An 18,247-nucleotide genomic window follows, 5' to 3' on the forward strand; every position below is an offset into this window, starting at 1 on the left:
CGGCGGAGGCTGCGCTAGGCTGGCGCCCCTGTCGTCGGGAGGAACGCAATGGGTCTGTTCCGGTTCGTGGGACGCCGGCTGGCGCATTTCCTGGCGCGCTCGCGCCGCAGCCAGGCGCACCCGTCCACCAGCGATCCGACGCTGCTGGCGCAGGCGCTGCAGCGCGGCGACGTGCTGCTGGTGGAAGGCGACAGCCGCTTCTCCACCGCCATCAAGTACCTGACCCAGTCGACCTGGTCGCACGCGGCGCTGTACATCGGCGAGCATCCGTTCCCCGAGGGCGGCCGGGTGCAGCCATTGCTGGCCGACGTCGACATCCTGGAAGGGGTGCGGGTGGTGCCGCTGAGCCGTTTTTCCGGCGGCCACACCCGCATCTGCCGGCCGCAGGGACTGGACCCGGCCGAGGTACAGGCGTTGTGCGACTTCATGGTGTCGCGGGTGGGCTACAGCTACGACCTGAAGAACGTGTTCGACCTGGCGCGCTACCTGATCCGGCAACCGCCGGTGCCGGGCAACGTGCGGCGGCGGATGATCGCGCTGGGCAGCGGCGAGCCGACCAAGGCGATCTGCTCCACGCTGCTGGCGCAGGCGTTCGAATCGATCGGCTACCCGATCCTGCCGGACATCGAGACGGTGGAGATGCTGGTCGGCGGCCGCCAGCAGCGCGAGGAGATCCTGCACATCCGCAACTACAGCCTGTATACGCCGCGCGATTTCGACGTCTCGCCGTTCTTCGCCATCGTCAAGCCGCGGCTGCAGGCCGGCTTCGACCACCGCCGGCTGCGCTGGAGCGGCACGCCCGGGGCCTGAAAACAGCACGGGCCCTTGCGGGCCCGTGCGGGGTACGGCCGAAGCCGCGGGTGGCGAAGGCCGGATCAGAAGCGCGCGCCGATGCCGAAGCCCACGGTCCACGGGTCCAGCTTCAGGTCCTGGCCGGTGCCGCTGCCGGCCACGCGCAGTTCCGGACGCGCGTGCATGTAGCGCGCGTCGGCGCGGGCGAACCAGGTCGAGTTGATGTTCATGTCCACGCCCACGGTGCCGATGGCGCCCTTGGCCGTCTCCAGGCCGACGTGGTCGCCGCTGGCGTCCAGGCCGTCGATCTTCTCGTTGCTGAAGTTGGACTCGTAGTAGCCGGCACCGACGAACGGGCGGAAGGTGTTGTCGGCCGCGCCGAAGTGGTACTGGCCGCTCAGCGCGATCGGCTGCTGTTCGACGGTGCCGACCTTGCCGGCGCCGTCGGCGCGCACGCGGTGGTTGAACTTGTCGGCCGCGCCCCACAGTTCGATGGCGAAGTTGTCGTTGATGAAGTAGCTGGCGCTGATGGTCGGCGCCGGACCGCCGTCGAACTTGTCCAGGCCGTTGCCCGGGTTGTCCTTGGGCTGCAGCAGGCTGACGCCGCCGACCACGGCAAAATGCTTGCCCGAAGCGGTATCGGCCCCCTCGTCCTGCGCGAACGCGGCCGGCGACATCGCCAGGGCGGCTAGGGTGGCAAGGCTCAGGATACGAATGGACTGCATGGTGTTCTCCTCAATATTTCTTCAAGGCCCTCGAGCGGGGCGCGCCAACCGTAGCGACGCCGACATGAATCGCTTCCGACGCCGGGTGCGGGCTGGCGGCATGCGTTCAGCCGGCTTCGTGCGCAGGCCTTGCAGGAGCAGGCATGGCCGGAAAGAGCCGTTCATCATGTTGTGGTGGGCGTGATGGCCGGCGCCCTGCTGCAGGGCCTGCCCGCGCAGGTCGAAACGGATTGCCGCGTGCTGGTGCTGGGCTCGATGCCGGGTGTGGCGTCGCTGCAGGCGCAGCGCTACTACGCGCATCCGCGCAACCGGTTCTGGCCGGTGATGGCGACGCTGTGCGGCTTCGCCGCGGAACTGCCGTATCCGCAACGGATGCAAGCGCTGTTGGCGTCCGGCGTCGGCCTGTGGGACGTGATCGGCCGGTGCGAGCGCAGCGGCAGCCTGGATGCGGCGATCCGGCGCGGCAGCGAAGTGCCCAACCCGTTGCCGGAACTGGTGGCCGGGCTGCCGCAGCTGCGGGCGATCGCCTGCAACGGCGGCAGCGCCGCGCAGGCGTTCGCAAGGTGGGTGCAGCCTTCGTTGCCCGTCGCCGCGCGGTCGCTGCCGGTGCTTGCGTTGCCCTCGACCAGCCCGGCCAACGCCGCATTCACCTTGCCGCGGTTGCTGCAGCAATGGCAGCGGGTCGGCCCGTACCTGCCGCCGCCGCCCTGACTGCCGCTGGCGCGTTCTGGCCGCGGCGGACAGGGCCGGGACAGCCGTCATCACGCCCGCCTCGCAGGGACGCCGCGGCCGCGGCCGTGGCGCCGGCCTGTCCCGGGACATACGTATTCGAATTGAGGCGCGGCGGTTGGCGCAGCGGCCCGGTGCCGCCACAATAGGCGTTTCCCTCACCGTTGCTGGAGTTACCCATGGCCGAAATCAAGGAAGCACTTGTCCCCGATATCGGTGACTACAGCGATATCCCGGTGATCGAAGTGCTGGTGGCCGTGGGCGATACGGTCAAGAAGGACCAGGGGCTGGTGACGCTGGAATCGGACAAGGCGACGATGGAAGTGCCGTCGGCCTATGCCGGCGTGGTCAAGGAGCTCAAGGTCAAGCTGGGCGACACCCTGTCCGAAGGCAAGGTGGTGGCGCTGATCGAGGTGGCCGAGGGCGATGCCAAGCCGGCCGCGGCAGCCCCCGCGCAGGCACCGGCGCCGGCCGCCCGGGTCGAGACCGCCGAGACCGGCGCGGTGGTCGAGCCGGTGGCCGTGGACGAGCAGCCGGACAGGCTGGCCCAGCGCGAGATCCAGCAGGTCGATTCGCTGCCGACCGGCGGCCAGCCGGCCACACCGCCGGTGCAGTTCAACGCCGACAGCGTGCTGCCGGCCAAGGTGCCCTATGCCAGCCCCGCGGTGCGCGTGTTCGCGCGCGAGCTGGGCGTGGACCTGAACCAGGTGTCCGGTACCGAGAAGGGCGGGCGCATCACCCGCGAGGACGTGCAGCGCTTCGTCAAGGCGGCCTTGGGCGGTGGCGTCGCCGCGGGTGCGGCGGCTGGCGGCGGCAACGGCCTGAGCCTGCTGCCGTGGCCGAAGGTGGACTTCGGCAAGTTCGGCGAGGTCGAGACCCAGCCGCTGTCGCGCATCCAGAAGATCTCCGGCGCCAACCTGGCGCGCAACTGGGCGATGATCCCGCACGTCACCCAGTTCGACCAGGCCGACATCACCGACCTGGAAGCGTTGCGGGTGGCGCTGAACAAGGAGAACGAGAAGGCCGGCATCAAGCTGACCATGCTCGCGTTCCTGATCAAGGCCAGCGCCGCGGCGCTGAAGAAGTTCCCCACCTTCAACGCCTCGCTGGATGCGTCCGGCGAGAACCTGACGCTGAAGAAGTACTTCCACATCGGCTTCGCCGCCGACACCCCGAACGGGCTGGTGGTGCCGGTGATCCGCGACGTCGACAAGAAGGGCGTGATCCAGATCGCGCAGGAAACCGGCGAGCTGGCGAAGAAGGCGCGCGACGGCAAGCTCGGCCCGGCCGACATGTCCGGCGGCTGCTTCTCGATCTCCTCGCTGGGCGGCATCGGCGGCACCGCGTTCACGCCGATCGTCAACGCGCCGGAAGTGGCGATCCTGGGCGTGTCCAAGTCCTCGATCCAGCCGGTCTGGAACGGCAAGGAGTTCGCGCCGAAGCTGCTGTTGCCGCTGTCGCTGAGCTACGACCATCGGGTCATCGACGGCGCGCTCGCCGCGCGCTTCACCACCTACCTGTCGCAGGTGCTGGCCGACATGCGCCGGGTCCTGCTGTGATGCGGGCAGCGGCAATGGCGGTGCTGCTGGCGCTGCCGGCGGCACAGGCATGGGCGGCGCGCACCTGCAGCACCGACCTGGGCCAGGGCTGGCCGCCGGCGGTGGGCAACTATGGCGAGGCGGTCGAGCGGCTGTTCGACGGCGCGCGGACGCCGATGCTGTCGCTGGTGGTACTGCCGCCGCGCGGCGTGGAAAGCGGGGTGTCGCTGACCCCGGCCGGCGATGGCCAGGACTGGATCCTGCGCTCCAGCGTGGCCGACAAGCGGGTCTACAACTGGAACAGCAACAGCCGCGGCGGTGGTCTGGAGCTGCGCGTGGACCAGAGCCCGAAGCAGGACGAGGTGCCGATGCCGGCGGCGCTGGCCCAGCGCCTGGTGCGCACCTGGCAGGCGGCGCTGGAAGGCGAAGTGCCGGCCGACGTGCGCGCGCCGGTGCTGGAGGGCGAGGTGCTGTCGTTCCAGGTGGATGGCGCGCGTTACAGCGGCAGTCGCCCGGGTTGCGGCGCCGGCAAGCTGATGCTGGAACAGGTGTCGCTGCTGGTCACCGCCAGCGACACCAAGGAAAAGAAGCGCGACCGTCGCTGGAGCGACCTCGAGGCGTCGCTGGACGAACTGCAGCAACTGCTGACCGGCGCAGCCGGTTGAGCACCAGGAGAACAGGCATGGCGGTGATTGAAATCAAGGTTCCGGACATCGGCGACTACAGCGATGTGCCGGTCATCGAGGTGCTGGTCGCGGTCGGCGACACGGTGAAGAAGGACCAGGGGCTGGTCACGCTGGAATCGGACAAGGCCACCCTGGAAGTGCCGTCCTCGGCCGCCGGCGTGGTCAAGGAGCTGAAGGTCAAGCTGGGCGACACCCTGTCCGAAGGCAGCGTGGTGCTGCTGCTGGAAACCGAGGGCGCCGGCGAGGCGCCGGCCAGGGCCGAAGCGCCGAAGAGCGAAGCGCCGGGCAGCAAGCCGCCGGTCACGCCGTCGCATCGGGCGCCGGATCCGGCGGTCGCGGCCAAGGCGCTGCCGTCTTCCGGCCGCACTGCCGACATCGAATGCGCGATGGTGGTCTTGGGTTCCGGCCCGGGGGGCTACACCGCCGCATTCCGCGCCGCCGACCTGGGCCTGGATACGGTGCTGGTCGAGCGTTATCCCAGCCTCGGCGGGGTCTGCCTCAACGTCGGCTGCATCCCGTCCAAGGCGCTGCTGCATGCCGCCGCGGTGATCGACGAGGTGGCCCATGCCGGCGATTTCGGCGTCGACTTCGGCAAGCCGAAGATCACCCTGGACAAGCTGCGCGAATACAAGGAAAAGGTCGTCGGCCAGCTGACCAAGGGCCTGGCCGGCATGGCCCGGCAGCGCAAGGTGCGCACCGTGCAGGGCGTGGCGAAGTTCGTCTCGGCCAACGAGCTGGAGATCGTGGGCGGCGACGGCAAGACCCAGCTGCTGCGCTTCGGGCAGTGCATCATCGCCGCCGGTTCGCAGGCGGTGAAGCTGCCGAACTTCCCGTGGGACGACAAGCGGGTGATGGATTCCACCGATGCGCTTGAACTGCAGGAAGTGCCCAAGTCGCTGCTGGTCGTCGGCGGCGGCATCATCGGCCTGGAGATGGCCACCGTGTACGCCGCGCTGGGCAGCAAGGTCACCGTGGTCGAGTTCATGGACCAGCTGATGCCCGGCGCCGACAAGGACTTGGTCAAGCCGCTGGCCGATCGCCTGAAGAAGCAGGGCGTCGAGGTGCACCTGAAGACCAAGGCCACCGGCGTCAGCGCCGACAAGAAGGGCATCACCGTGACCTTCGAAGCGGCCAGCGAAGGCGAGAAGCCGGCACTGCAGCAGGGCACCTTCGACCGCGTGCTGGTCGCTGTCGGCCGCGCCCCGAACGGCAAGAAGATCGACGCCGACAAGGCCGGCGTGGAAGTGACCGAGCGCGGCTTCATCCCGGTCGACCGGCAGATGCGCACCAACGTGCCGCACATCTTCGCCATCGGCGACATCGTCGGCAATCCGATGCTGGCGCACAAGGCCACGCACGAAGGCAAGCTGGCCGCCGAAGTGGCCGCCGGCGAGAAGAAGGAGTGGGTGGCGCGGGTGATCCCGTCGGTGGCCTACACCAACCCGGAGATCGCCTGGGTCGGCGTCACCGAGACCGAAGCCAGGGCCAAGGGCCTGAAGGTCGGCGTGGCCAAGTTCCCGTGGGCGGCCAGCGGCCGCGCCATCGGCATCGGTCGTACCGAAGGCTTCACCAAGCTGATCTTCGACGAGGACACCCACCGCATCATCGGCGGCGCCATCGTCGGCGTGCATGCCGGCGACCTGCTCGCCGAGATCGGGCTGGCGATCGAGATGGGGGCGGAAGCCGAGGACATCGGCCACACCATCCACGCCCACCCGACCCTGAGCGAGTCGGTGGCGATGGCGGCCGAGGTCTACGACGGCACCATCACCGACCTGTACATCCCGAAGAAGAAGTGATGCGCGGGCATCGCCGCTGAACCGACGACGCCCCGCTTGCCGGGGCGTCGCTTTTTCGTGTCGGCCCCGGCGGTTTTTCCGTGGTCTTGCAGGCGCGACGCCAGTCGCGACCGGGGCATTACCGGTGAGGCCCGGTCGCGACTGACGTTGCTCCTACGAAGGCATTGAGGGAGCGTCAGAACGCCAGCGTCACGCCTGCCACCGGGCCCTTGAATTCCTGCTTCAGGCCGATGAGGCCGTCGCTGCCGCTCCTGTCCACATCGAGCTTGAACCAGTCGTAGCCGGCGAAGAGGCCGAAGTTGTCGGTGAGGCGGTATTCCACGATCGCGTTGGCGCGGCTCAGGTCGCCGTCGTAGTCGTCGAAGCTGCCCCAGTCGGTGTTGAGGTACTGGCCCTGCAGGTTGACCAGCCAGCGCTCGGCGGGCCGGAACGTGGCGCGCACGCCGACCACCGGCGCCACGCCGTCGGTCTTCTCGTCGAGGAAGCGGCCCTGGTACAGGTCGCCCAGATCGGCATCGGCCTTGGCGCTGACCTTCGCCCATTCCGCGCCCAGCTGCAGGCCCAGGTTGAAGCGCTCGTTGTCCACCACCGCATAGTCGTACACCAGGCTCGCCACCTGGTACTTCAGCTCGCCCTTGACGAAGCTGCCGGCCGGCACCGTGACGTCGCCGTAACTGACGTCGTCGCCCAGGGTTTCGCGACGGTCCTTGTCGTACTTGAAGTAATCGAAGATCAGGCGCTGGCGGTTGCTGATGCGGAACACGCCGTCCACCCGCGGCTCCCATTCCTTGCCGCCGAGGTCGAAATCCTCGGAGAAGGACAGCTCCTGGCCGCCCGCGGTGGTGCTGCCGCGCAGGGTGTTGTCCGAGTCGATGTTCATCGCACCCAGGCGCAGGGTGAAGCGGTCGTCGCCTTCGGCGGCGTCGGCGCTGCCGGCATGGACGGCGGCGGCCAGGGCGCAGGGCAGGGCCAGGGCGTACAGGACATGGCGCATCGTGTGTTCCTTGTGGGAGTCGTTGAGATCGACTTCCACTATCGGCGTTGCCGCGTCCACCATTCGTGATCGTACGGTGGACGTCGTGTCGATGCGGCTGGCCGGCGATGCGGCGAGAACAGCAGGGCGGCCCCGGAGAGAGCTGACGGGGCCGCCTTGCCCGGGCCTGCCGGGAAGCGTCCGACGAGGATGAGAAGGCGGGCCGCCTGCTCAGACACCGCGGCCGCAGCGGAGTTCCCGATGCTGCAATGCGGCGACAAGCTGCCGTTCGCGGCCGCCGGCGATGCAAAAAGGGCAGATATGTCGCGGACTTGCGCCGATCCATCGGTGAATGGGTGGCGGTTGTCTCGCAAAATGTCCCACTGCTATAATCTCGAAGCTCGACGGGGCGCATATCCACGCGCGCTCAGAACTTCCTTTCAACCATGGCGGGACATTCGTGCTGAACTCCGTTGATTCGGGTCGGCGGCTGATGCTGCGCGCAGCGGTGTACCCGCTGGTTGCGGTGACTGTCTTGGCCCTGGCGTTCCTGATGGTCGGGCCGAAGTACGCTATCGGCGCGGCGGCATCGGGTCTGGCCGTGGTGGCAGGGGGGTGGCTGGCAGCGAGGATGGCGCTCGGCGGCGGTGTGCAGGCCGCAGGGTCTGCGATGATGCGCCTGATTCTGGCCGTGGTGCTGAAGTGGGTGCTGGTATTCGCCGTATTGGCGCTGGGCTTTGCCTGGTGGCGGCTTCCTCCTTTGGCCCTGTTGGCGGGTATCGCGACGGGGTTGATGTTCCAGGTTCTGGCCTTGGCCAGACGTTGATCGAATTCATAAAAGGTTCCGGACACATGGCAGGCGAGGCACTGACCCCCACCTCCTACATCCAGCATCACCTTCAGAACCTGACCGTCCAGGTCCAGGAAGGTGGTTTCTGGGCGCTTCACGTCGACAGCATCGTGACGTCGGTCCTGATGGGGCTGGTGATGGTGTTCGCCTTCTGGCTGGCCACCCGCAAGGCCACCGCCGGCGTGCCGGGCAAGTGGCAGGCCTTCGTCGAGATCTGCCTGGAGTTCGTCGACCGCCAGGCCAAGGACACCTACCACGGCAAGAGCAAGCTGGTGACGCCGATCGCGATCACCCTGTTCTTCTGGATCCTGCTGATGAACCTGCTGAAGATGATTCCGGCGGACTTCATCTCCAAGCCGCTGGAACTGGCCGGCGTGCACTACTGGAAGCCGGTGCCGACCGCCGACGTCAACGTGACGCTGGGCATGTCGATCAGCGTGTTCTTCCTGATGCTGTTCTTCGCGCTGCGGTCCAAGGGCTTTGGTGGCTTCACCAAGGAGTTCCTGACCGCGCCGTTCGGCAAGTGGATGATGCCGTTCAACCTGATCCTGAACATCGTCGAGTGGCTGAGCAAGCCGATTTCGCTCTCGATGCGACTGTTCGGCAACATGTTCGGCGGCGAAATCGTGTTCCTGCTGATCTGGGTCCTGGGCGGAGCCGGCATTGCCGGCGCCATCGCCGGTGGTGCGTTCGGCCTGGGCTGGATGTTGTTCCACCTGCTGGTGATCCCGCTGCAGGCCTTCATCTTCATGATGCTGTCGATCGTGTATCTGAGCCTGTCCGAAGACAGTCACTGATCCGCAAGTTTTCGCTTCACCCTTCATCCGTTTCGTTTCTCAACCCTTAGCTACTCAAGTTCCTGGAGATAACCATGTACTTCGCCGCCCTGACCAACCTCGCCCAAGTCCAGAGCTCCACCGTCCTCGCTGTCGGCATCATGATCGGCCTGGCCGCGCTGGGCGCCGGTCTCGGTCTGGCCATCATGGCCGGTAAGTTCCTGGAATCGGCTGCCCGCCAGCCGGAGCTGATCCCGGTGCTGCAGGTCCGCATGTTCATCACCGCCGGCCTGATCGACGCCGCGTTCATCATCAGCGTCGCCGTCGGCCTGCTGTTCGCCTTCGCCAACCCGCTGGCCGGCGAGTTCATCTCGCGCCTGTCGCAGGTTGCGGGCTGATCCAGCGATAGCGACACGACCGGGCGCCACGCGCGCCTGGTCGCGGATGAAGGTTCGGGTGCGCCGCCACGGCGGCGCATCCAACCCGTCACCATCGATCGAGCGAAACCCATGAATCTCGGACTTACCATCTTTGCCCAGGCGCTGGCGTTTGCCGGTCTGATCTGGATCGTCGCGACCAAGATCTGGCCGCCGCTGATGAATGCGATCGAAGAGCGCCAGCAGAAGATCGCCGAAGGCCTCGCCGCTGCCGACCGCAGCCAGAAGGACCTGGCCCAGGCGCAGGAAAAGGTCAACGACACCCTGAAGGAAGCCCGCAGCAAGGCCAACGAGATCATCGACCAGGCCCATGCGCGCGCCAACCAGATCATCGAGGCCGCCAAGAACGAGGCGATCGCCGAAGCCGGCCGCCAGAAGGACCTGGCCCAGGCCGAAATCGACGCTGCTGCCACCCGTGCCCGCGAGGACCTGCGCAAGCAGGTGTCGGTGCTGGCGGTGAGCGGTGCCGAAAAGCTGCTCAAGCGCGAAATCGACGCCAACGCCCACAAGGCGCTGCTCGACGAGCTGGCTGCGGAGATCTGATAGATGAGCCAGGCCCTCACGCTTGCCCGCCCGTATGCCCGCGCCGCGTTCGCGATCGCGCGCGACGAAGGCAAGTTCGCGCCGTGGTCGGACGCCCTGGCGTTCTCCGCCCACGTTGCCGCCGATCCGCGCGTGTCGGCCCTGCTGTCGAATCCGGAGCTGGGCCGCGACGATGCCGTCGCGCTGCTGGCCCCGGAATCGGCGGGCGAGAGCTATGGCCGCTTCCTGAGCCTGCTGGCCGAAGCGCGCCGCCTGCCGCAGCTGCCGGAGATCGCCGGCATGTACGAACAGCTGCGCGCCGACGCCGAACACGTGGTCAAGGCCACCGTGACTTCGGCCGCCGAGCTGTCCGCCAGCGAACTGGACAACCTCAAGGCCGCGCTGCGCAAGCGCTTCGGCCGCGAGGTGGAAGTGCGGACCGCGGTGGACGCCTCGCTGATCGGCGGCGCGGTGATCGACGCCGGCGACGTGGTGATCGACGGCTCGCTCAAGGGCAAGCTGTCGCGCCTGCAGAACGCGCTCGCACACTGAATTCATTTAACGTCCGGCGTGACCGCCGGCACTAGGACCTGACCATGGCAACCACGCTCAACCCCTCCGAAATCAGCGAACTGATCAAGAACCGCATCGAGAAGGTCAAGCTGGCCGCGGAATCGCGCAACGAAGGCACCGTGACCAGCGTGTCCGACGGCATCGTGCGCATCTTCGGCCTGGCTGACGTGATGCAGGGCGAAATGATCGAGCTGCCGAACAACACCTTCGCGCTGGCCCTGAACCTGGAGCGCGACTCGGTCGGCGCGGTGGTGCTGGGCGACTACCAGCAGCTGCGCGAAGGCGACGTAGCCAAGACCACCGGCCGCATCCTGGAAGTGCCGGTTGGTCCGGAGCTGCTGGGCCGCGTGGTCAACGCCCTGGGCGAGCCGATCGACGGCAAGGGCCCGATCGGCGCCGCGCTGAGCGCGCCGGTCGAGCGCGTGGCGCCGGGCGTGATCTGGCGCAAGTCGGTCGACCAGCCGGTGCAGACCGGCTACAAGTCGGTCGACGCGATGATCCCGATCGGCCGCGGCCAGCGCGAGCTGATCATCGGCGACCGCCAGACCGGCAAGACCGCGATGGCGATCGACGCGGTGATCAACCAGAAGGGCACCGGCATCAAGTGCGTGTACGTGGCGATCGGGCAGAAGGCCTCGACCGTCGCCAACATCGTGCGCAAGCTGGAAGAGAACGGAGCGCTGGCCCACACCGTGGTCGTGGCCGCCACCGCTTCCGAATCGGCCGCGATGCAGTACATCAGCGCCTACTCCGGCTGCACCATGGGCGAGTACTTCATGGACCGCGGCGAAGACGCGCTGATCGTCTACGACGACCTGTCCAAGCAGGCCGTGGCCTACCGCCAGATCTCGCTGCTGCTCAAGCGCCCGCCGGGCCGCGAAGCCTACCCGGGCGACGTGTTCTACCTGCACTCGCGCCTGCTCGAGCGCGCCGCGCGCGTGTCCGAGGAGTACGTGGAGAAGTTCACCGACGGCGCCGTCAAGGGCAAGACCGGCTCGCTGACCGCGCTGCCGATCATCGAGACCCAGGCCGGCGACGTCTCGGCGTTCGTGCCGACCAACGTGATCTCGATCACCGACGGCCAGATCTTCCTGGAAACCGACCTGTTCAACGCCGGCATCCGCCCGGCCGTGAACGCCGGCATCTCGGTGTCGCGCGTCGGCGGCGCCGCCCAGACCAAGATTATCAAGAAGCTGTCCGGCGGCATCCGCATCTCGCTGGCGCAGTACCGCGAGCTGGCGGCGTTCGCGCAGTTCGCCTCGGACCTGGACGAAGCCACCCGCAAGCAGCTCGAGCGCGGCCAGCGCGTCACCGAGCTGATGAAGCAGAAGCAGTACGCGCCGATGTCGATCGCCGAGCAGGCGCTGTCGATCTACGCCGTCAACGAGGGTTACCTCGACGACGTGCCGGTCAACAAGGTGCTGGCGTTCGAAGAGGGCCTGCACGCCCACTTCGCCAACACCCAGGGCGAGCTGATCGGCAAGATCAACGCCACCGGCGGCTGGGACAACGACATCGAAGCGGCCTTCAAGAAGGGCATCGAAGAGTTCAAGACCACCGGCAGCTGGTAATCGAGGTCCTGTAGAGCGGAGCCATGCTCCGCTGGACCAGATGATCAAACGGTTGAACAACGCGGGGCATCAGCCCCGCGCCACGGGAAACAAGAGATGGCAGGCGGACGCGAAATCAAAACCAAGATCAAGAGCGTGCAGAACACCCGCAAGGTGACGCGCGCGCTCGAGATGGTCTCGGCCTCCAAGATCCGCAAGGCGCAGGAGCGGATGAAGACCTCGCGCCCGTACGCGCAGGCGATGAAGCAGGTGATCGGCCACCTGGCCCAGGCCAGCACCGACTACCAGCACCCGTTCCTGGTGCAGCGCGACCAGATCAAGCGGGTCGGCTACATCGTGGTGTCGTCCGACCGCGGCCTGGCCGGCGGCCTGAACAACAACCTGTTCCGCAAGATGCTGGGCGAAGTGCGCCAGTACCAGGAGCAGGGCGCCGAGATCGACGTGGTGACCATCGGCCAGAAGGCGTCGACCTTCTTCCGCCGGGTCAAGGTCGACATGGTCGGCAGCGTCACCCACATCGGCGACCTGCCGCAGCTGGAACAGCTGATCGGCGTGATCAAGGTGATGCTGGATGCGTTCACCTCGGGCAAGGTCGATCGCGTGTACCTGGTCTACAACCGCTTCATCAACACGATGACGCAGAAGGCCAGCTTCGACCAGCTGCTGCCGTTGCCGGCAGCCGACGCCCCGGTCTCGCACCACGACTGGGACTACCTGTACGAACCCGATGCGGCGACCGTGCTCGAGCACGTGATGACGCGCTACATCGAGTCGCTGGTATACCAGGCGGTGCTGGAGAACGTGGCGTCCGAGCACGCGGCGCGCATGGTGGCGATGAAGGCCGCCAGCGACAACGCCAACAAGCTGATCGGCACCCTGCAACTGGTCTACAACAAGGCCCGCCAGGCAGCGATCACCCAGGAAATCTCCGAAATCGTCGGCGGCGCGGCAGCAGTCTGACGCGCGCGAACAGAAGTATTCAATTAGAGGATGCAGCAATGAGTCAGGGCAAGATCGTTCAGATCATCGGCGCGGTCGTCGACGTCGAATTCCCGCGCGAGTCGGTGCCGAAGGTGTACGACGCGCTCAAGGTGGAAAACACCGAGATCACGCTGGAAGTGCAGCAGCAGCTGGGCGACGGCGTCGTGCGCACCATCGCGCTCGGCTCCACCGACGGCCTGAAGCGCAACCTGGTGGCCAACAACACCGGCCGCGCCATCTCGGTGCCGGTCGGCCCGGGCACCCTGGGCCGCATCATGGACGTGCTCGGCCGCCCGATCGACGAGGCCGGCCCGGTCGCCGCGTCGGACACCTGGGAAATCCACCGCGCCGCACCGTCGTACGAGGACCAGTCCTCGGCCAACGAGCTGCTGGAAACCGGCATCAAGGTGATCGACCTGATGTGCCCGTTCGCCAAGGGCGGCAAGGTCGGCCTGTTCGGCGGCGCCGGCGTCGGCAAGACCGTCAACATGATGGAACTGATCAACAACATCGCCAAGGCGCACAGCGGCCTGTCGGTGTTCGCCGGCGTGGGCGAGCGTACCCGCGAGGGCAACGACTTCTACCACGAGATGAAGGACTCCAACGTCCTGGACAAGGTGGCGATGGTCTACGGCCAGATGAACGAGCCGCCGGGCAACCGCCTGCGCGTGGCGCTGACCGGCCTGACCATGGCCGAGTACTTCCGCGACGAGAAGGACGCCTCGGGCAAGGGCAAGGACGTGCTGCTGTTCGTCGACAACATCTACCGCTACACGCTGGCCGGTACCGAAGTGTCGGCACTGCTGGGCCGCATGCCGTCGGCGGTGGGCTACCAGCCGACCCTGGCCGAGGAAATGGGCGTGCTGCAGGAGCGCATCACCTCGACCAAGACCGGTTCGATCACCTCGATCCAGGCCGTGTACGTGCCCGCGGACGACCTGACCGACCCGTCGCCGGCCACCACCTTCGCCCACCTCGACGCCACCGTCGTGCTGAGCCGCAACATCGCCTCGCTGGGCATCTACCCGGCGGTCGATCCGCTCGACTCGACCTCGCGCCAGCTGGATCCGCTGGTGATCGGCAACGAGCACTACGACACCGCCCGCCGCGTCCAGTCGACCTTGCAGAAGTACAAGGAACTGAAGGACATCATCGCCATCCTCGGCATGGACGAGCTGTCGGAAGAAGACAAGCAGGCCGTGTCGCGCGCGCGCAAGATCGAGCGCTTCTTCAGCCAGCCGTTCCACGTGGCCGAAGTGTTCACCGGTTCGCCGGGCAAATACGTGTCGCTGAAGGACACCATCCGTGGCTTCAAGGCCATCGTCGATGGCGAGTACGACCACCTGCCGGAGCAGGCGTTCTACATGGTCGGCGGCATCGAGGAAGCGGTCGAGAAGGCCAAGAAGATGGCCGAGAAGGCCTGATCCTGACGGTTCCTCCCGCTTGCGGGAGGAACTCCAGGCGACGTACATCCTGCCTCCTTCCATTCCCGGAAGGAGCGGACAAGGCAGACAAGAGGTTCCATGAGCACCATCCGTTGCGACATCGTCAGCGCCGAGCAGGAAATCTTCCATGGCGAAGCGACCCTGGTCGTGGCCACCGGCGAGCTGGGCGAGCTGGGCATCGCGCCCAAGCACGCGCCGCTGATCACCCGCCTGAAGCCGGGCAAGGTGGTGGTGACCACGCCGGACGGCGAGCACCTGGATTTCGCCATTTCCGGCGGCATCCTCGAGGTGCAGCCGCAGGTGGTGACGGTGCTGGCCGACACCGCGATCCGCGCCCAGGACATCGACGAAGCGTCGGTGCGCAAGGCCAAGGAAGAAGCCGAGCGGATCCTGGCCAACCGCGGCGAGGCGATGGAGGTGGCCGAGGCGCAGGCCAAGCTGGCCGAAGTCACCGCGCAGCTGCAGGCGCTGGAGCGCCTGCGCAAGAACCTCAAGCACTGAGCGCGCGGCGGGTTCGCCGCACGCGCACGAAGAACGCCGGCCCGCCCGGCGTTTTTTCGTTTCGGGAGGTTCATCGGGGCGGCCGCTGCCCCATCGGTCGCGACTGACGTCGCTCCTGCAACGGCTTCCTGCAGGCTGTAGGAGCGACGTCAGCCGCGACCTCTCCAGGCGCCGGCAAGTCGAGCCGGAAGTGCGCTCTTTCCCGCGGATGCCGGGTGTCTGACGCGCCTGCCGCGCGCATGCGAAGAACGTCGGCCCGTCCGGCGTCTTTCGTTTCTGGGGATTCATCGAGGCGGCCACTGCCCGATTGGTCGCAACTGACGTCGCTCCTGCAACGGCCTCCTGCAGATTGTAGGAGCGACGTCAGTCGCGACCTCTCCAGGCGCCGGCAAGTCGTGCCGGAGCGCGCTCTTTCCCACGGAGGCATCCGGCCGTCGCCAAAGCCGCAGGCGGCAACCGCTCAGCGATAGACGACGTGGCGCAACAGGAAGAACGACAGTGCCGCCAGTCCTCCTTCCACCACCGGCTTGGCCAGCCATGCCAGCTGCAGGCCCAGGCCATGCGCGACTGCCGCCACCAGCCAGGTGCTGACCACCGTCATCGCCAGCCACAGGGCGAGGAAACGGCCGAAGCGTTTCCAGCCCAGGCGCTGTTGGCCGCCGTCGGCGAAGGTGATGCGGCCGTTGAGCCAGAATCCCAGCAGCGCGCCGCAGCTGCGGCCGAGCAGGTTGCCCGGTGCGGCCGGCATGCCCAGTGCAGTGGCGGCGACAAAGATCGCCCAGTCCAGCAGCAGCTGCAGCAGGCCGATGACGATGAAGTGGCTGCCCTGGCGGAAGAGGCTCATGCATGTCGCATCGTGACGGAAAGGCGCCATGCTAACGGTTGCGGGCATAGAATTCGGTTCCACCGGATCATCCAGGCCTACGAAACATGACCCAGCCCTTGCACGTCGTCGTCCTTGCCGCGGGGGAGGGCAAGCGCATGAAATCCGCCCTGCCCAAGGTGCTGCAACCGATCGCGGGGCGGCCGATGCTGGCGCACGTGATCGAGGCCGCGCGCGAGCTGGTGCCGGCGGCGATCCACGTGGTCCATGGCCACGGCGGCGAGGCGGTGCGCAGTGCGTTCGCCGACCAGCAGGACCTGCGCTGGGCCGAACAGCAGCAGCGGCTGGGGACCGGGCATGCGGTGCTGCAGGCGATGCCCGAGGTGCCCGATGCTGCGACGGTGCTGGTGCTGTACGGCGACGTGCCGTTGATCCGTGCGCAGACCCTGCGGCGGTTGCTGCGCGATTCCAGCAGGCTGGGCGTGCTGGTGGCCGAGCCGGCCGATCCCACCGGTTACGGTCGCATCGTCCGCGATGCGGAGGGCAAGGTCGCCGCCATCGTCGAGCAGAAGGATGCCGACGACGAGCAGCGCCAGATCCGCACCATCAACACCGGCATCATCAGCGCCGAATCCACCGCGCTGCGGCGCTGGCTGTCGCAGCTGTCCAATCTCAACGCGCAGGGCGAGTACTACCTGACCGATGTGTTCGCGGCGGCGGCGGCGGAGTACACGCCGGCGGAGATGACGCTGGTCGAGGATCCACAGGAGGCCGAAGGCGCCAATGACCCCTGGCAGCTGGCGCAGCTGGAGCGCGCCTGGCAGCTGCGCGCGGCGCGCGCGCTGTGCGAGCAGGGCGCGCGGCTGCTCGACCCGGCACGGGTGGACCAGCGCGGTCGCGTGCGGGTCGGCCGCGACGTGCAGATCGACGTCGACGTGGTGCTGGAGGGCGAGGTGGAACTGGGCGATGAGGTCAGCATCGGCCCGTTCGTGCGGCTGAAGGACGTGAAGCTGGGGCCGGGCACCGAAGTGCGCGCGCACAGCGACCTGGAAGGCGTGGTGACCGAGGGCGCGGCCCAGATCGGCCCGTTCGCGCGGCTGCGGCCGGGCACGGTGCTGGCCGACGGCGTGCACATCGGCAACTTCGTCGAGACCAAGAAGACGGTGATGGGCGTGGCCAGCAAGGCCAACCACCTGACCTACCTCGGCGATGCGGTGATCGGCAGCGGCGTCAACATCGGCGCCGGCACCATCACCTGCAACTACGACGGCGTGAACAAGTCGCAGACCATCATCGGCGACAAGGCGTTCATCGGCTCCAACGCATCGCTGGTGGCGCCGGTGGAGATCGGCGAAGGCGCGACCATCGCCGCCGGGTCGGTCATCACCCGCAACGCGCCGGCCGGCAAGCTGAGCGTGGCGCGCTCGCGGCAGCAGGCGATCGAGGGCTGGAAACGGCCAGTCAAGGGCGGCCAGTGAACCGATGCGGCGGCGAGCCGGCGACCGTGCCGGTGTTCGTGATGGAACCGTTGCACGGCATCGGGCCGGTGCGCTTGGGTAGTTCGCGCGTGGCGATGCGCGCGGCGTTGGCCGAAGCGGGGTTCGCGCTCGAGTCCTCGCGCGGCGCGCTGGATTTTTTCTGCGAAGCGACGATCCAGGTCGAGTGCGGTCCCGACGAGCAGGTGCGCTTCGTCGGCGTTTCCTGCAGCGAACGGTTCGTCGTGCGGTTCCGCGGCCAGGACGTTTTCGCCCTGGGCGCGGAAGAACTCTTCGCCGTCGTCGCGGCCGTGGACGGCACCGGCGCGCATCGCTTCGTCGACCACGAATACTGCTTCCCCGGGCAGATATTCACCCTGTGGGATGCCGACGAACAGTACGACCGGAAGGGCGGCGGGCGCCGGCTGGTCTGGGCGCAGGTGGGCCTGGGCGATGCCGCCTATGCGGCGGCCATTGCCGAGATCCGGGCCGGGGCCTGATCCGCCCCGGGCCCCTCGCGCATGTCGAACCCTCGCACACGTTGTATCCGGCCGCCGACGGTCGCCGAGCTGCCACTGCTGCAGAAGATCGAGCAGCGCGCCGGCGACCTGCTGCAGGGGCATCCGGCATACGCGGTATTCGCCGCGCATGCATTGCCGCTGGCCAGCCTGCAGGAAGGGCTGGCGGCTGGCCGCTTGTGGCTCGTCGTTGCCGGCGGCGAGGTGGCCGGCTATTTGCTGGGCGGCGTGCTCGATGGCGATTTCCATGTCCTGCAGATGGACGTGGACCCTGCGCATGCGCGCCGCGGCCATGGCCGGGCGTTGCTGCGCCATGCCTGCACCCAGGCGCGCCGGCATGGTTTCGGCCATGCCGTGCTGACCACCCTGCGCGATGTGCCGTGGAATGCGCCCTTCTACGCCAGCGAAGGCTTCCGCGAGCTGGGCGAGGCGCAATGGGGCGAGGGACTGCGGCAGACCATGGCCGAGGAGCGGGCGCTGGGATTCCCGATGGCGCTGCGGGTCGCCCTGCGCAAGCCGCTGCTCTAGCGCCG

20 protein-coding genes are annotated in these 18,247 nt (G+C 67.7%); 17 read left to right on the plus strand and 3 right to left on the minus strand.

Translation table 11 applies throughout. The features are described 5' to 3' along the window. Positions 1–48: 48 nt before the first annotated feature. Entirely contained in the window at positions 49–810 is a 762-nt protein-coding gene (locus OK345_RS04175) for a YiiX/YebB-like N1pC/P60 family cysteine hydrolase (RefSeq protein ID WP_265126667.1), read from the plus strand. A gap of 65 nt (positions 811–875) precedes the next feature. Here OK345_RS04175 and OK345_RS04180 read toward each other — a convergent pair whose 3' ends face one another. Continuing rightward, positions 876–1,517, minus strand: coding sequence for an OmpW/AlkL family protein (locus tag OK345_RS04180; RefSeq protein WP_265126668.1), 642 nt, complete (start codon positions 1,515–1,517; stop codon positions 876–878). Between the two features lie 183 nt (positions 1,518–1,700). Here OK345_RS04180 and OK345_RS04185 point away from each other — a divergent pair, with 183 nt between their 5' ends. The 4 genes from OK345_RS04185 (at position 1,701) to lpdA (ending at position 6,269) form a co-directional block, all read left to right on the plus strand. After that, complete coding sequence (locus OK345_RS04185; RefSeq protein ID WP_265126669.1) at positions 1,701–2,228, plus strand: DNA-deoxyinosine glycosylase; 528 nt, start codon at positions 1,701–1,703, stop codon at positions 2,226–2,228. A gap of 197 nt (positions 2,229–2,425) precedes the next feature. Then, positions 2,426–3,805, plus strand: coding sequence for a dihydrolipoyllysine-residue acetyltransferase (gene aceF, locus OK345_RS04190; RefSeq protein ID WP_265126670.1), 1,380 nt, complete (start codon positions 2,426–2,428; stop codon positions 3,803–3,805). Further along, a complete protein-coding gene (locus OK345_RS04195) occupies positions 3,805–4,449 on the plus strand; it encodes a hypothetical protein (protein WP_265126671.1) in 645 nt (214 codons plus the stop codon). Before aceF ends, OK345_RS04195 begins: the two co-directional genes overlap by 1 nt. Positions 4,450–4,466: 17 nt before the next feature. Next, entirely contained in the window at positions 4,467–6,269 is a 1,803-nt protein-coding gene (gene lpdA / locus OK345_RS04200; RefSeq protein WP_265126672.1) for a dihydrolipoyl dehydrogenase, read from the plus strand. Between the two features lie 175 nt (positions 6,270–6,444). Here the strand turns inward: lpdA and OK345_RS04205 are convergent, their stop codons facing one another. After that, positions 6,445–7,263, minus strand: coding sequence for a hypothetical protein (locus OK345_RS04205; RefSeq protein WP_265126673.1), 819 nt, complete (start codon positions 7,261–7,263; stop codon positions 6,445–6,447). Positions 7,264–7,702: 439 nt separating this feature from the next. Between OK345_RS04205 and OK345_RS04210 the strand changes: the two genes are divergently transcribed. The 9 genes from OK345_RS04210 to OK345_RS04250 all read left to right on the plus strand — a co-directional run bounded on the left by OK345_RS04210 (position 7,703) and on the right by OK345_RS04250 (position 14,898). Continuing rightward, complete coding sequence (locus tag OK345_RS04210; RefSeq protein WP_265126674.1) at positions 7,703–8,068, plus strand: ATP synthase subunit I; 366 nt, start codon at positions 7,703–7,705, stop codon at positions 8,066–8,068. A 26-nt stretch (positions 8,069–8,094) separates the two neighbouring features. Then, positions 8,095–8,889, plus strand: coding sequence for a F0F1 ATP synthase subunit A (gene atpB, locus OK345_RS04215; RefSeq protein WP_265126675.1), 795 nt, complete (start codon positions 8,095–8,097; stop codon positions 8,887–8,889). A 74-nt stretch (positions 8,890–8,963) separates the two neighbouring features. Next, positions 8,964–9,266: a F0F1 ATP synthase subunit C gene (gene atpE / locus OK345_RS04220; RefSeq protein WP_225766104.1), complete on the plus strand. Its 303-nt coding sequence runs from the start codon at positions 8,964–8,966 to the stop codon at positions 9,264–9,266. Positions 9,267–9,377: 111 nt separating this feature from the next. Continuing rightward, entirely contained in the window at positions 9,378–9,848 is a 471-nt protein-coding gene (locus tag OK345_RS04225; RefSeq protein WP_265126676.1) for a F0F1 ATP synthase subunit B, read from the plus strand. Between the two features lie 3 nt (positions 9,849–9,851). Further along, positions 9,852–10,379 carry a F0F1 ATP synthase subunit delta gene (locus OK345_RS04230; protein WP_265126677.1) on the plus strand — a complete coding sequence of 176 codons (528 nt, stop codon included), beginning with the start codon at positions 9,852–9,854 and terminating at the stop codon, positions 10,377–10,379. 44 nt (positions 10,380–10,423) lie between these two features. Next, on the plus strand, positions 10,424–11,971 hold the full coding sequence (gene atpA, locus OK345_RS04235; protein ID WP_265126678.1) for a F0F1 ATP synthase subunit alpha: 1,548 nt from the start codon (positions 10,424–10,426) through the stop codon (positions 11,969–11,971). A gap of 96 nt (positions 11,972–12,067) precedes the next feature. Beyond that, the gene (gene atpG, locus OK345_RS04240; RefSeq protein WP_265126679.1) at positions 12,068–12,931 is read left to right on the plus strand and encodes a F0F1 ATP synthase subunit gamma; all 864 of its coding nucleotides are present in this window, start codon (positions 12,068–12,070) and stop codon (positions 12,929–12,931) included. Between the two features lie 38 nt (positions 12,932–12,969). Next, entirely contained in the window at positions 12,970–14,376 is a 1,407-nt protein-coding gene (gene atpD, locus OK345_RS04245; RefSeq protein ID WP_265126680.1) for a F0F1 ATP synthase subunit beta, read from the plus strand. 99 nt (positions 14,377–14,475) lie between these two features. After that, positions 14,476–14,898 (plus strand): F0F1 ATP synthase subunit epsilon, encoded by a 423-nt coding sequence (locus tag OK345_RS04250; RefSeq protein WP_265126681.1) that lies wholly within the window; start codon positions 14,476–14,478, stop codon positions 14,896–14,898. A gap of 460 nt (positions 14,899–15,358) precedes the next feature. Here the strand turns inward: OK345_RS04250 and OK345_RS04255 are convergent, their stop codons facing one another. Further along, positions 15,359–15,742 (minus strand): GtrA family protein, encoded by a 384-nt coding sequence (locus tag OK345_RS04255; protein ID WP_265126682.1) that lies wholly within the window; start codon positions 15,740–15,742, stop codon positions 15,359–15,361. A gap of 86 nt (positions 15,743–15,828) precedes the next feature. Here OK345_RS04255 and glmU point away from each other — a divergent pair, with 86 nt between their 5' ends. From glmU to OK345_RS04270, 3 genes are read left to right on the plus strand one after another with little or no spacing between them, the layout of a single operon-like run. Beyond that, a complete protein-coding gene (gene glmU, locus OK345_RS04260) occupies positions 15,829–17,199 on the plus strand; it encodes a bifunctional UDP-N-acetylglucosamine diphosphorylase/glucosamine-1-phosphate N-acetyltransferase GlmU (RefSeq protein ID WP_265126683.1) in 1,371 nt (456 codons plus the stop codon). A 26-nt stretch (positions 17,200–17,225) separates the two neighbouring features. Then, a complete protein-coding gene (locus OK345_RS04265; RefSeq protein ID WP_265126685.1) occupies positions 17,226–17,696 on the plus strand; it encodes a hypothetical protein in 471 nt (156 codons plus the stop codon). 21 nt (positions 17,697–17,717) lie between these two features. Beyond that, a complete protein-coding gene (locus tag OK345_RS04270; RefSeq protein ID WP_265126686.1) occupies positions 17,718–18,242 on the plus strand; it encodes a GNAT family N-acetyltransferase in 525 nt (174 codons plus the stop codon). The last annotated feature ends 5 nt before the right edge of the window (positions 18,243–18,247 follow it).

Source organism: Xanthomonas chitinilytica, from assembly GCF_026107455.2.
Classification (GTDB): Bacteria; Pseudomonadota; Gammaproteobacteria; order Xanthomonadales; family Xanthomonadaceae; genus Stenotrophomonas; species Stenotrophomonas chitinilytica.